The sequence below is a fragment of the Halorubrum lacusprofundi ATCC 49239 genome, from assembly GCF_000022205.1.
Classification (GTDB): Archaea; Halobacteriota; Halobacteria; order Halobacteriales; family Haloferacaceae; genus Halorubrum; species Halorubrum lacusprofundi.
The window spans coordinates 386,716-400,237 of the sequence record NC_012029.1 but is presented as its reverse complement, the minus strand read 5'-3'; the positions used below and the strand labels follow the sequence as shown (position 1 = coordinate 400,237).

14 protein-coding genes are annotated in these 13,522 nt (G+C 66.9%); 10 read left to right on the top strand and 4 right to left on the bottom strand.

From position 1 onward, the window contains the following. Positions 1-208: 208 nt before the first annotated feature. The 5 genes from HLAC_RS01875 to hisH all read left to right on the top strand — a co-directional run bounded on the left by HLAC_RS01875 (position 209) and on the right by hisH (position 4,696). Positions 209-823 carry a uracil-DNA glycosylase gene (locus tag HLAC_RS01875; protein ID WP_012659620.1) on the top strand — a complete coding sequence of 205 codons (615 nt, stop codon included), beginning with the start codon at positions 209-211 and terminating at the stop codon, positions 821-823. A gap of 102 nt (positions 824-925) precedes the next feature. Beyond that, positions 926-2,020 carry a phosphate/phosphite/phosphonate ABC transporter substrate-binding protein gene (locus tag HLAC_RS01870; protein WP_012659619.1) on the top strand — a complete coding sequence of 365 codons (1,095 nt, stop codon included), beginning with the start codon at positions 926-928 and terminating at the stop codon, positions 2,018-2,020. 28 nt (positions 2,021-2,048) lie between these two features. Beyond that, positions 2,049-2,834 (top strand): phosphonate ABC transporter ATP-binding protein, encoded by a 786-nt coding sequence (locus HLAC_RS01865; protein WP_012659618.1) that lies wholly within the window; start codon positions 2,049-2,051, stop codon positions 2,832-2,834. Between the two features lie 22 nt (positions 2,835-2,856). Beyond that, the gene (gene phnE, locus HLAC_RS01860) at positions 2,857-3,948 is read left to right on the top strand and encodes a phosphonate ABC transporter, permease protein PhnE (protein ID WP_012659617.1); all 1,092 of its coding nucleotides are present in this window, start codon (positions 2,857-2,859) and stop codon (positions 3,946-3,948) included. A gap of 88 nt (positions 3,949-4,036) precedes the next feature. Continuing rightward, positions 4,037-4,696, top strand: a complete 660-nt coding sequence (gene hisH / locus HLAC_RS01855) for an imidazole glycerol phosphate synthase subunit HisH (RefSeq protein WP_012659616.1) — start codon at positions 4,037-4,039, stop codon at positions 4,694-4,696. A 38-nt stretch (positions 4,697-4,734) separates the two neighbouring features. On the opposite strand, the gene HLAC_RS01850 is transcribed toward hisH, so the two are convergent. From HLAC_RS01850 to HLAC_RS01845, 3 genes are all read right to left on the bottom strand, one after another. Continuing rightward, positions 4,735-5,748 (bottom strand): aldo/keto reductase, encoded by a 1,014-nt coding sequence (locus HLAC_RS01850; protein WP_012659615.1) that lies wholly within the window; start codon positions 5,746-5,748, stop codon positions 4,735-4,737. Between the two features lie 175 nt (positions 5,749-5,923). Next, positions 5,924-6,073 carry a 50S ribosomal protein L40e gene (locus HLAC_RS17650; protein ID WP_008848891.1) on the bottom strand — a complete coding sequence of 50 codons (150 nt, stop codon included), beginning with the start codon at positions 6,071-6,073 and terminating at the stop codon, positions 5,924-5,926. A gap of 114 nt (positions 6,074-6,187) precedes the next feature. Beyond that, entirely contained in the window at positions 6,188-6,457 is a 270-nt protein-coding gene (locus HLAC_RS01845; protein ID WP_004049143.1) for a thioredoxin family protein, read from the bottom strand. Between the two features lie 160 nt (positions 6,458-6,617). Between HLAC_RS01845 and HLAC_RS01840 the strand changes: the two genes are divergently transcribed. The 3 genes from HLAC_RS01840 (at position 6,618) to hisE (ending at position 7,815) form a co-directional block, all read left to right on the top strand. Then, positions 6,618-6,782: a preprotein translocase subunit Sec61beta gene (locus tag HLAC_RS01840; protein WP_004049141.1), complete on the top strand. Its 165-nt coding sequence runs from the start codon at positions 6,618-6,620 to the stop codon at positions 6,780-6,782. Between the two features lie 113 nt (positions 6,783-6,895). Next, complete coding sequence (pdxT, locus tag HLAC_RS01835) at positions 6,896-7,489, top strand: pyridoxal 5'-phosphate synthase glutaminase subunit PdxT (RefSeq protein ID WP_012659614.1); 594 nt, start codon at positions 6,896-6,898, stop codon at positions 7,487-7,489. Beyond that, positions 7,486-7,815, top strand: coding sequence for a phosphoribosyl-ATP diphosphatase (gene hisE / locus HLAC_RS01830; RefSeq protein ID WP_012659613.1), 330 nt, complete (start codon positions 7,486-7,488; stop codon positions 7,813-7,815). Before pdxT ends, hisE begins: the two co-directional genes overlap by 4 nt. Positions 7,816-7,829: 14 nt before the next feature. Here the strand turns inward: hisE and HLAC_RS01825 are convergent, their stop codons facing one another. Beyond that, the gene (locus tag HLAC_RS01825) at positions 7,830-8,231 is read right to left on the bottom strand and encodes an SHOCT domain-containing protein (protein WP_012659612.1); all 402 of its coding nucleotides are present in this window, start codon (positions 8,229-8,231) and stop codon (positions 7,830-7,832) included. Positions 8,232-8,470: 239 nt separating this feature from the next. Between HLAC_RS01825 and HLAC_RS01820 the strand changes: the two genes are divergently transcribed. Together HLAC_RS01820 and leuS are read left to right on the top strand one after the other, a co-directional pair. Next, positions 8,471-10,666: a hypothetical protein gene (locus HLAC_RS01820; RefSeq protein ID WP_049933634.1), complete on the top strand. Its 2,196-nt coding sequence runs from the start codon at positions 8,471-8,473 to the stop codon at positions 10,664-10,666. A gap of 127 nt (positions 10,667-10,793) precedes the next feature. Then, positions 10,794-13,514, top strand: a complete 2,721-nt coding sequence (gene leuS / locus HLAC_RS01815; protein WP_012659610.1) for a leucine--tRNA ligase — start codon at positions 10,794-10,796, stop codon at positions 13,512-13,514. Positions 13,515-13,522 lie beyond the last annotated feature (8 nt).

Here is a 13,522-nt window from a genome sequence, read left to right as displayed (position 1 = left end):
GAAGTGCGCGTGCGAGGTCGCCGGCGCTACGCGCCGGCTGCCAGAGGCGCGAAGCGTCTCCCGGCTGGGGCTTTGGAAGTGTTCACCGTCGATCTACTAGCAACCTCTTATAACTAGCGGACACCGGCCACACGATCGAGACACTACCCAACCGAAACGTCGTCGGAAGGCGGACGGACTTATGTCGACCCCGCTCGCACCTCGATCCATGACCGAGAACGGGGACGCGCTCGACGGGGACCTCCGAGTGCCGTCCTGCGAGCGCTGTCCGGCGCTCGTCGAGTCGCGGAGCCGGATCGTCGACGGCGTCGGCCCGACCGACGCGGACCTGCTGTTCGTCGGCGAGGGGCCGGGCGCACAGGAGGACGAGCGGGGCGAGCCCTTCGTGGGGCGGTCCGGCGACGTGCTCGACGACGCGCTCCGGGACGCCGGACTCGCGCGGGCGGACGTGCGGATCACGAACTGCGTGCGGTGCCGCCCGCCGGACAACCGGGACCCGACGACCGAGGAGTTGGCGAACTGCCGCGGGTACCTCGACGCCGAGATCGACCGACTCGACCCCGAACTGATCGTCACCCTCGGGAAGGTGCCGAGTGAGCACCTCCTCGACCGATCCGTGGCGATCACCTCGGAGTCGGGCGAGGTCGTCGACGTGCGGATCGCCGGCGCCTCACGGCGCGTGTTGCTCTCCGTCCACCCGGCGGCGACGCTGTACGACCGGAGCCAGCGCGACGGGTTCTTCGAGACCATCGCGCGGGCGGGCGAGCTGAGCGGGACCGCCGGCGCCGGGTCGGGCGGTCAGTCGCGGCTCGGAGAATTCTGAAACGACCGGATCGCCGGTGAAATGAGTGCGAACGTCCGTCACAGTAGCGCTGTATATGAAACATAGAAAATAATATACCATGAGAGTAGAAAGCACAACTGTATGTCCGACAACAGGTGGTCGGCGAATCGGCGAACGTTTGTCAAAACGGCCGGCGCGGCTGGGGTAGTCGGGCTCGCCGGCTGTTCCGACGGCGGCACGTCGGGTGATTCCGGGAACTCGGCGACGGAAGTCACGTGGGTGATGAACCCCGCGGAAGAGGAGATCGACATCCAGGTCCAGTACCAGCCGATGTTCGAGTACCTCGAGTCCGAGGCCGACATCGAGATCATCGAACAGCCGACCGCGAGCTACTCCGGGACGGCACAGGAGCTCCGACGCGCGAGCGAGGGCGACCGGGTCTTCGCGGACACCTCGCCCGGCGCGGTCGCGCAGATCCCCGATCAGCTCGACGTGACGGGGATGCGGGTGGCCTACGGCGCTGAAAAGTACTTCTCGCTCATCACGACGACGGCTGACAGCGACATCGAAGAGCTCGCCGACCTCGAAGGCGAGGTTTTCGCGTCGGCCGCGCCGACCTCTGTCTCCGGGACCCTGTTCCCGCTGTACATGCTCAGCAACGCGGGGATCGACATCGGGAGCGCACCTTCCGGCTCGCCCGAGGACTTCGAGCTCCGGACTTCAGACCACTCGACCGCCCGCGAACAGCTCATTCAGGACGACCGGATCGCGGCCGCCGGGACAGGCGCTTTCTCCACGGCGTCACACGTCCCGCAGGAGCAGTTCGACGAGATGTCACAGGAGTTCGTCGACATCTCGGCCGAGTACGACGGCGCCGGCGAAGACGACCCCGAACTCCAGCTACTCGCCGTCTCCGACCCGATCCCACGTGCGCCGATCGTGAGCAACGCCGCGTGGGAGGAGTCGCTCAAAGACGACATCCGACAGCTGATGATCGACGCGCCTCAGGAGGCGTTCGAGCACGACTCGCAGGCTGACATCGCCGAGGCACTCAACATCGACCCCGAGATCCTCGACATGGACGAGTCCGAGCTCAGCGAGGACCAGCGGGAGGACCTCGATCTGGTCGAGGCGCACGCGCTCTGGTTCAGCGGCGTCGTCGAAGCGAGCGCCGAAGACTACGACCCCGTCGCGCAGCTCGGTCAAGAGCTCGGCTTGGAGTGGAACGAACTCTAGGCTGAGCGGCTACGTACACTCTCTCGCTATGACTTACATCGAAGTAGACGGTCTTACGAAACGATTCGGCGACACGGTCGCGCTCGACGACGTGTCCTTCGAGGTCCCCGCAGGCGAGTTCGTCATCGTGCTCGGCGTCTCCGGATCCGGGAAGTCGACGCTGCTCCGGACGCTGAGCGGGCTGCTCTCCCCGACGGACGGTGAAATCCTGATCGACGGCGAGCCCATGTTCGAGCCCCGCCCGGAGGTCGCGATGATCTTCCAACAGCACAACATCATCGGCGACATGACGGCGTACTCGAACTCGCTTTCCGGGGGCGTGCACCGCTCCGGGTTCCTCTCCAGCGTCCTCCAGCTACAGGATCCTGAGGAGAAACACCGCGCTCTCGACGCGCTTGACACGGTCGGCCTCCTAGACGAAGCCGAACAGAAGGCGCGAAGTATGAGCGGCGGTCAACAGCAGCGGGTGGGGATCTCCCGTGCGCTCGTCCAGCAGCCGAACGTCTTGCTCGCCGACGAGCCGGTCGCGAGCCTCGACCCCGGCAGCGCACAGAGCGTGATGAACTACCTCCGGACCGCCTCCAATGACCGCGATCTGACGACCTTCTGTAGCCTCCACCAGGTGAATATCGCTCGGAAGTTCGGGCACCGCTTCATCGGTCTGCGCGACGGCAAAAAGGTGTTCGACGGGTACCGAGACGAGCTGACGATCGACGTCATCGACGACCTCTACGGCGACATCGACACTGAGGGGATGTTCGTCCGAGATGACGGCGACAGCGACGAGGCGACCGACGAGGTCGCGACGACGTGACGAGAACGGAGCTGATCTACGAGTGACAAAAGACACAACGACCTCCGACGGGACGGCCGGATCCGGCGCGATCGACGACGCCGACGGCTCCGGCGTTCCGAATCGCATCGCCGAACAGTTCGAGAACATCAAGCGGACGCGTCGCCGTCGGGCGCTCGGGTGGACCGGACTGCTGGCGTTCCTCGCGTTCGCCACGCTGCAGGCGTTCGCCGCGACGGAGCTTCTGAACCCGGACGCGCGCCTCGAGACGTTCACCGAGTCGCTGACCGGCTTCTTTCCGATCACGAACTACTTCGGCGTGATCCCGTTCCTCGATTTCGGCCAGTACATCCAGTTCATCAGACAAGAAAACCTGCTGTACGACCCCGAGATCGGCAGGCTATTGTTCCAGTTCCCCCCGAACCCGACGGACATCTACGTGTTCTTCTTCCAGGAACTCGGGATCTTCCAGATATTCGGAGAGGCCGGTATCACCCTCGCGATGGGGTTCGTCGGGACGGTCCTCGGGTTCCCGTTCGCGCTCGTCTTCGGGACGCTCGGCTCCGAGCGCGTCACCCCGTTCCCCTTCAACTTCATCTTCCGCGGGACGATGTCCTTCATCCGGGCGATCCCGGCGATCATCTGGACGCTCATCTTCATCCCGTTCCTCGGGCTCGGTCCCGCCTCGGCCGCGATCGCGATCGCGTTCGACACGATCGGGAACCTCGGCCGGCTGTTCGTCGACGAGCTCGAAGAGATCGAGGACGGGCCGATCGAGGCGATGCGCACGACCGGGGCGAGCAAGCCCCAGATCGTCTTCTTCGGGATGCTGAGTCAGGTCCGAACGGCGTTCATCGCGTGGACGCTGTACATCTTCGAGATCAACGTCCGCATCGGCGTCACCGTCGGCGTCATCGGCGCGGGGGGACTCGGCTACGTCCTCACGTCCCAGCAGAACCTGCTGCGGTTCACCGAGATGATGGCGACGCTGCTCGCCATCTTCCTGCTCATCATCTCCGTCGAGCTGTTCAGCCAGCGACTCCGGTCGCGGCTGCGCTCCGACGACGTCGAGATGAGCATCTGGGAGCTCGTCACCGGCTTCCCGCGCCGGATGGCGGACTCGATGCTGAAGTGACCGGTCGGACGGCCACCCCCGACGCTGTCCGTCGCCCGCCGACTGTCACAAGGGAAACCGACTTTTCTGTCCCCCTCCGAGAGGAGGTATGAGCACCTTCGAACCGCCCGCGGAGACGCTGGCGGACGTGGTTCTGGTCGACTACGGCCTCGGGAACCTCCGATCTGCGACCCGCGGGTTAGAGCGGGCGGGCGCGTCGGTCGAGATCACCGACGACCCCGAGGCGTTCGCCGACGCCGACGGCGTCGTCCTCCCCGGCGTCGGCGCGTTCCGGGAGGGGATGGAGAACGCCGGTCCGCTTCGCGAGGCGCTGACCGACCACGCCGACGCCGGTCGTCCCCTCTTCGGGATCTGTCTCGGGATGCAGATGCTCCTCACCTCCAGTGAGGAGGCCGACCACGAGGGGGAAGGCGAGGTGACCGGTCTCGATCTCGTCCCCGGAACCAACGTCCGGTTCGACGTGGATCGGAAGGTCCCGCACATGGGCTGGAACGAGCTCGAAGTCGAACGCGACCACCCGCTGGTCGAGGGCGTAGACGGTGAGTACGCCTACTTCGTTCACTCCTACTACGCCGAGCCCGACGACCCGGACGCGGTCGTTGCAACCGCGGACTACGGCGTCGACTTCCCCGCCGTCGTCGCCAACGAGGCGGGCAACGTGTTCGGCACGCAGTTCCACCCCGAGAAGAGCGGGGAAACGGGGCTCCGCATCTTGCGGAACTTCGTCGAGTACTGCGCGGAGCGGTAGGCACCCGAATCAGGGCGGGAGCGGAGTCAGAGCCCGTCCTACAGCCCGTCGTACGGGCCGGACTTTGCGGCAGTCAGGCGGTCGACCTGCTCGTCGGACAGATCGATCGAAGCGGCCGCGAGATTCTCCGCGAGCTGGGCGGTCGTGCGCGCGCCGACGATGGGCGCGGTGACGCCGTCGCGGTGGGCGAGCCACGCGAGCGCGGTCTGTGCGGGCGTGGCGTCGACCTCCTCGGCGACGGCGTCGAGCTCGTCGTGGAGGTCGAAGTTCTCCGCGGTGAGGTACGCCTCCTGAAAGCGGCTCGACTCGGCGGCCTTCGACTCCTCGGGGAGGTCCTCGTCGCGGTCGTACTTCCCGGTCAGGAACCCCTGACCGAGCGGGCTCCACGGGGAAACGGCCAGATTTTGCTGGCGCGCGAACTCCAAGTACTCCCCTTCGATCTCGCGGTCGACGAGATTGTATCGCGGCTGGAGCACGTTGAACGGCTCCCAGCCTTCGCTGCGGGCGATCTCGTTGGCGCGGGCGACCTTCCAGGCGTTCGGGCGGAGCGTCGACGCGCCGAGGTAGTGGACCTTGCCGGACTCCACGAGCCCGTTGAGCGTCTTCATCAGCTCGCGGGCCGGCGTCTCGTCGTCCCAGCGGTGGATGTAGAGCACGTCGAGGTAATCGGTGTCGAGCCGATCGAGGAGGGCGTCGACGCGGTGGCGGACGTTCTTGCGGTTCGTGCCGCGGCTGTTCGGGTCGCCGTCGCGGATCTGCCAGTACACCTTCGACGCGATCGTGTAGCGCTCGCGGTCGCGCTCGGCGAGCCAGTCGCCGATCCAGCGCTCGCAGTCGCCGCCGCCGTACACGTCGGCGGTGTCGATGTAGCGGCCGCCCGCGGCCTCGTACCCGTCGAGCAGTTCGTGGGCGCGGGCCTCGTCGATCTCTACGTTGCCCGCCTCGGTCACGCGACCGAACCGCCACGTGCCGAGTTGGAACTCGTTCGTCCGGAGGCCGGTTCGGCCGAGCCGGACCGTATCGAGGTCGATCTCGTCGAGTGTTGGATCCATCGTCCGAACGATTGTGACCGTCGTCGCAAAAATCTACAGCAACCGAATGTGTCGTGTGAACGCGTGACAGAGGTGTGACGCGGCGTGGCGACGATGCGGACGAAACACCGATCGCTCGTACCGACGGCTCGGGGAGGCGATCTGCAGGAGAAACGAGGGCCGATCGGCGACCGATCTACGCCGCGCGGCGTTCCTTCGCCTTCGGGCGGAGATTCGTGTAGCCGCACTTGCGGCACCGGTCGGCGTCGGGGGAGTTGCGGGCGTTACAGCGCATGCAGATGTGTCGGTCAAGGTTGCGGCGTTCCGCGGCGTCGAAACTGGCCATACCACTACTGACGGGCCGACGCTGTAAAAGGTTGCGAGACGCAGCGGGTCAAATTGGACCGGCTTGAGCCTCCCGATCGTCCGTAATGTTCTCGAACGGCGGTGGTGCGGACCGTTACGCGCCGGCTTCGGAGAGCGCGGCCTCGATGTCCTCGCGCTGGGTGACGCCGACGAACCGGTCGACGACGCCCTCGTCGTTCTCGATGATGAGGGTTGGTAGCGAGCGCACCTGATACTGGTTGGCGACGTCCTGCTCCTCGTCGACGTTCACCTTCTGGAGCTCGAAGGCGTCGCCGAGGTCCTCCTGGATCTCCTCCAGAATCGGGTCCTGCGTCTTACACGGGCCGCACCAGTCAGCGTGAAAATCCAGCAGTCGAACAGTCATTATCCGGCGCAACCTACCGCCGGGCGGCGCATAAGGGTTTCCCACTTGTGCACGTTCCGGCGTCGAACCGCGGTCGTCGCTCTCAGCGTCCCACTTCGAAGCGGTTCCGCACCCATAGGCGAACGAAACGTTTAGAACGCCGCGAGGCGCACTCTCGGGCATGAGCAGTGGTTCCAACTCCGGCGGGCTGATGTCTAGCGCGGGCCTCGTCCGCTACTTCGACAGCGAGGACCGGGACGCGATCGCGATCGACCCGAAGACCGTCCTCGCGTTTTGCGTCCTCTTCGGCGTGTTCGTACAGATTCTCTCGCTGACGGTCGCGTAGGCCGGCCGGTCCGGGTGTTCGTTTCCGTTCACCGTTCTCTCTCCGCTGTCAGCGTTCCGCATCTCCTGCTCCGTAGCGCGCCCTTTTTGCCCGTCCCCCACCGACCGGTTCCTATGCAAGCAGGCGTCATCGCCGTCCAGGGGGACGTGGCCGAACACGCCGCCGCCGTCGAGAACGCCGCGGCCGCCCACGGCGAGCCCGCGGAAGTGGTCGAGGTCCGGGACGCGGGAATCGTCCCTGACTGCGACGTGCTCCTCATGCCGGGCGGGGAGTCGACGACCATCTCGCGGCTGATCCGCCGAGAGGGGATCGACGAGGAGATCCGCGAGCACGTCGCGAGCGGAAAGCCCGTACTCGCCACCTGCGCGGGTCTCATCGTCTGTTCGCGGGACGCGAAGGACGACCGGGTCGACGCGCTCGGGCTCGTAAACGTCTCCGTCGACCGCAACGCGTTCGGCAGACAGAAAGACTCCTTCGAAGCGAAGATCCCCATGACCGGGCTCGACGAGCCGTTCCACGCCGTGTTCATCCGTGCGCCGCTCATCGACGACGTGGGGGAAGGCGTCGAAGTACTCGCGACCGTCGACGGCCGCCCGGTCGCGGTTCGGGACGGGCCGGTGGTCGCCACCGCGTTCCACCCGGAGCTCACCGACGACTCGCGGATCCACGACCTCGCCTTTTTCCCCGAGCAGGAGGTGGTCGCGTGAGCGATTCAGACGCCGAAAACGACGAGAATCCGGAGGTCCCCCCCGACGACGTCCTCGACGAGCTGTTCGCCACCATCGAGTCGCGGAAGGCGGAGCTGCCCGAGGGGTCGTACACCGCCTCGCTGTTCACCCACGAAAAGGGCGAGAACGCCGTCTTAGAGAAGATCGGTGAGGAGTCAACGGAGACGATCCTCGCGGCGAAAGACGACGACCTCGACGAACTCACCTACGAGAGCGCAGACCTCGTCTACCACCTGCTGGTGCTGTTCGCGATGAAGGACCTCGACCTCGACGACCTGCGTGAGGAGCTTCGAGACCGTTTTTAATTACCGACGGCTCCCTACCGTTCCCGTTCGAGTTCCCGATCGATGTCGTCGAACTCCTCGGTCTCCAACTCGCTCGCGATTCGACGCTCGAACTCCGCTTCGCTGATCTGTCCCTCGACGTACTGCCGGCGGAGCCGGTCTTGCCGACTCTCTGAGGTGTCGCCAGCCGACGCCGACGTGGAGCCCCGAGAACGTTCGAGCGAGTCGATCGACGGGGCGTTGTCGTCACCGAGGAGCCACGAGCCGGCCTTGTACGCGACGTAGACAAGACCAGCCAGCACGGCGAGTCGGATCGCCCACGTGACCATCCAGACGGTGACGCCGATTGCGAGCGAGATGATCGTCCCGACGACAGAGAGAGCGATCAATACCGCAATTGCGATCGCCGCGTAGTAGAGGGTCCTTTTGCCGTCCATACTTCAGGTCGGACTGCTGGCCGCAAATACCTTCTCCCGGTGGCTCGGTCCGTCTGTCAGAAGACTTATTCGCCGCTGTGGTCGTGAGCTAGTGAAATGCATCCGGAGCCGCGGTTTCGGACGGACGCCCTACATACGGACGGCGCGAAGGTGCACCCGTGACCGATCGCGCCTCCCCCGGCAACGATCGGTCCGACATCGACGACGATCGGTCCGACATCGACGACGATCGGTCCGACATCGACGACGATCGGTCCGACATCGACGACGATCGGCCCGAATCCGGCGTCGCCCGTCGGACCGTCCTCGGCGCGCTCGCGGGAGCCGGGAGCGCCGCGCTCGCGGGCTGTTCCGGCTCGGAGCCGGACGACGCCGCCACAGATACCCTCGATCCGGAGACGCTCGACGAGCTTGCGACCCGGTTCGCGCCGACGCTGTTCTTCGATTCCGCGGAGCCGTGGTTCCCGACCGATCCGCGACCGTATACGGTCGAGGAGGACGACGAGACCGTTGTCGACGGGTTCGTGGCGTTCGACGGCTACCACGAGCGGTACGACGAGGCGGGCGAACCGCCGAACCCGACCGTCTTCTACAACGGGGTCCAATACGAGGACTCACCCCTCGCAGTCGTCCAGTTCTGGCTCTACTCCGCGTTCGACCAGTTCACGGCTAACTTCCACTGGCACGACTGGGAAGTGCTCCACGTCTTCGTCGACCTCGACACGGGCGACCCCCAACTGTACGTCGCCAGCTCGCACTCCCGCAGCGTGCCGAACAACGAGTTCCTCGATCCGAACCCCGACGCCATCCCGCGTGTCCTCTCCGAGCTAGGCTCGCACTCCAGCACCCTCTCGGTCAACGAGAACCCCGGCCAGTTCCAGCGCGTCGGCGAGGAGGGGCTGCTCGCGGACATCACGAACACGACGATCGACACGGTCGAGGACCTCCTCGGGATTCCCATCGCGTACGGGCTCCCCCGCGACGAGGGGATGCGGCTCCCGTTCGTCGTTCCCGAGTACGAGGGCGAACCGCTCTACGATCACCCGGACCTCCCGTCGGTCTCGGTCGAGTCGCTGGTCGACGGCGCGCTCACGATTCGATCGCTCGACGCACTGGGATCGCCCCCGACCGACCTTCCGTTCCGAGAGACGGGAATCGCCTTCCGCCACGCCGATCGCGAGGACGAGCTCGCGGACCGGACCGCCGACGAGGTGATCGGGTACGACCTCGTCCAGAGCGCCGAGCTAGAGGATATCACCGCGTTCACCGGCCCGCAGCTCAGCTACGAGTTCGCGGTCCCGGAAATTGTCGAGGATGCCGTCGCCAGCCACATCACGACCACGGGCATCCCGTGGAAGCAGCCGCGGTACGAGAACCCCGCGCTCGACGTGACCGCCGGGAACCACCGTGCTGAGCTCGCCGAGCGGTACGACGCCATCGCGGCCGAGGAGTCGTTCGGCGACGGCGCAACGGCCGAACTCGACGCGGTCGTCGCCCGCGTCACGCGGGCGGTCGAAAGCGACGATGCCCCCGAGGGCGAGGGGCTGACGACGACCGACGCGATCACCGAGTCGTTCGTCCTGATCGAGAGCGATCCCGAAGCGGTCCCCACGTTCGGCGGCGGAATCGCCGTCGCGAACGGGATCCCCGAGGGCGACCACCGGCTGACGGTCAATGGCGCGGGGCAGGCGCCCCACAGCGAGGAGCTGGCGGTCTCGGCGGACGAGCCCCTTACGACTGCCGGCGTCGACGGCGAGATTCCACTCGTCGCTCGCGAGAACGCGACGAAGGTGGAGCTGTCGGACGCCGAAAGCGACATCGACATGACACGGACGGCGGTCGAGGACGACTTCGCCGGTCGGATCTACGACTCGGCGGTCGACGGGAGCGACGCGGTGTACGTCCATGCCGGTGGCGCGTACACGACCGAGGTGCGCGACGCCGACGACGAGATCGGTGCCTATCGCATTAAGCCGGCCCCGGAGGCCGCGGGATCCGGTGAACCGATCCGAATCGACCGGCCCGAAACTGGCGCGGCCTCGCTCGCCGGGTTCGTCGCCGACGTGGCCGAGGAGACGCGGGCGGAGGTGGCGGCGGTTGCGGCCGAAAGCGGCGACGACGATAGCGACGACGGGAGTTCTGGCGGCGGCTCGGATGGCTCCGAGGGCGGACCGTCGAACGCGATACACGGGCTCGAACGCGCCCTCGCCGCCGCGGTCGACAACGCCGAGCGGGCCGAGGAACGCGCCCGTGAGGGGGACAAAGAGGGAACCAATCGCCAACTGGAGAACGTGCTCGAGCGGATCGCTCGGATTCAGGAACGGCTCGCGGCGGCGCGTGAGGGGCTCTCGCCCGGTCTCGCGAACGCGACGGACAGGCGAATCGAGCAGGCGACGCGGCGCGTCAAGCAGGCGCAGGAATCGGAGAAGCTCTAGACGGTCGTTTTCGTCGTCGACGGCGGTACTTCCGTCGGTTCGACCACCGCCCACGAGGGGGTGTGTCATACCGAAACACTGGATGGAAAGCTATACGACGCCGACCCCTCCACGAGTATATAAGCAGATGTCTCAGGAGAGTTACGACCACACTGCGGTCGAGAAACGGTGGCAGGAGGCGTGGGACGACGCCTCCGTGTATCGCACGCCGGACGAGGTGGACGATCCCACCTACGTGCTGGGAATGTACCCGTACCCGTCCGGGAAGCTCCACATGGGCCACGTCCGCAACTACACGATCACGGACGCGTACGCCCGGTACCGCCGAATGCGCGGCGACGACGTGCTCCATCCGATGGGGTGGGACGCGTTCGGGCTCCCCGCCGAGAACGCCGCCAAGGAGCGGGACACGAACCCCCGCGACTGGACGTTCGACTGCATCGACACGATGAAAGGGCAGATGCAGTCGATGGGGTTCGGCTACGACTGGGACCGCGAGGTCACCACCTGTACCCCCGACTACTACCAGTGGAACCAGTGGCTGTTCCGCCGCTTCCACGAGGCGGGGCTCGTCGAGCGCCGCGACGCCGAGGTGAACTGGTGTCCCTCCTGTGAGACCGTCCTCGCCGACGAGCAGGTGGAAGGGGACGACGAGCTGTGCTGGCGGTGTGACACCCCGGTCGAGACCCGCGATCTGGACCAGTGGTTCCTGGAGATTACGGAGTACGCCGACGAGCTGTTGGAGGCGATCGACGGGTTGGCGGGGTGGCCCGACTCCGTGCGCCAGATGCAGCGCAACTGGATCGGTCGCCAGCACGGGACGACCTTGGACTTCGAAGTGAGCGAGGCGCGAAGCGCCTCGAACGGACGCGGCGAAGGGACCGATCCGCGGGAGTACGGCCCCGTCGAGGCGTTCACCACCCGCGTGGACACGATCCACGGCGCGACGTTCTTCGCGCTCGCGCCGGACCACCCGATCAGCGAGGAGCTGGCGGAATCGGACGCGGACGTGCGACACTTCATCGAGGAGGAGGCCGACCCCGAGGGCGACGAGCCGAACGGCGTCGCGACCGGCCTCACCGCCACCAACCCGGTCACGAGCGAGGAGATCCCCGTCTTCGTCGCCGACTTCGTCCTCTCCGACGTGGGGACGGGCGCGCTGATGGCGGTGCCCGGCCACGACGACCGCGACCACGCGTTCGCCGAGAAGATGGGCGTCGAGATCAAGCCGGTGATCGCCCCGAAGCCCGAGGACTGGGACGGCGAGACGATTCCCGACGCGCCGGACGTGAGCGAGGGCGCCTTCACTGACGACGGCGTCGTGATCGACTCCGGCGAGTACAGCGGCCTCGACAGCGAGACGGCCCGCGAGCGGCTCACAGAGGACATCGAAAGCGCCGAGACGACCACCCAGTATCGCCTGCGCGACTGGGGGATCTCCCGACAGCGCTACTGGGGGACCCCGATCCCGGTCGTCCACTGCGACGACTGCGGCTCGGTGCTGGTGCCGGAAGCGGACCTGCCGGTCGAGCTGCCGGAGTTCATCAACACGACCGGGAACCCGCTCGACGCCGCCGAGGAGTGGAAGGAGACGACCTGTCCGGAGTGCGGCGAGCCCGCCACCCGCGAGACCGACACGATGGACACGTTCGTCGACTCCTCGTGGTACTTCCTGCGCTACGTCTCGCCCGGCGCCGAGGACGTACCCTTCGACCTGGACCGCGCGAACGACTGGATGCCGGTCGACCAGTACGTCGGCGGCATCGAACACGCCGTGATGCACCTGCTGTACTCGCGGTTCGTCACCAAGGTGTTAGCCGACGAGGAGGGGCTGGCACACCGCGAGCCGTTCACGAACCTGCTGGCGCAGGGGATGGTCCAGCTGGAGGGCGAGAAGATGTCCAAGTCGAAGGGGAACACGGTCTCTCCCCAGCGCATCGTCGACGAGTACGGTGCCGACACGGCCCGGCTGTTCATTATGCAGGCGGCCCAGCCCGAGCGCGACTTCGACTGGGCCGAGGAGGGCGTCAAGTCGACGCACCGGTTCCTGGCGCGCCTGACGGACTTGGTCGAGGAGTACGCGGCGGGGGAGGCGGAGACCGCGAGCTCGGACGCCGACCGCGACACGATCGACGATTACGTCGCCGACGAGGTCGACGCCGCGGTCGCCATCGCGGGCGCGGAGTACGACGACCTGACGTTCAACGTCGCGCTCCGCGAGGCGCAGGACCTCGTGGGGACGCTCCGGAGCTACCGGGGCCACGCCGACCCGCACCCGGAGACCTACGAGCGCGGGCTGGACGTTGCGGTCCGCCTGCTCGCACCGGTCGTCCCGCACCTCGCCGAGGAGCTGTGGGAGACGCTGGACCGCGAGGGGTTCGTCGTCGAGGCCGAGTGGCCGACCGCGACGGTCGACCGCGAGACGGTCGAGCGCCGCCGCCGGCTGGTCGCGAACACCCGTGAGGACGTGCGCGACATCGTCGAGGTCGCCGGCATCGAGGACCCCGAGCGGATCGACGTCGTCGTCGCGCCCGACTGGAAGTACGACGCGCTCTCGATCGCGATCGACAGCGACGCCGACAACCTCATCTCGGAGCTGATGGGGGAGCCGCATATCCGCGAACAGGGCGACGACGCCGCCTCGTACGGCCAAGATCTGCAGGCGAACCGCGAGGCGCTGCAGGAGACGCTCTCGGGAGACGACGAGTACGACGCCCTTCGCGCGGCCTCGTGGCTGATCGAGCGCGAGTTCGACGCGCCGGTCCGCGTCGAGCGCGCCGCGGACGCCGACGAGTCGGTGGTTCGCAAGGCGGAGCCCGGCCGGCCGGCGATCGACATCGTCGAGTAGCGACCCGC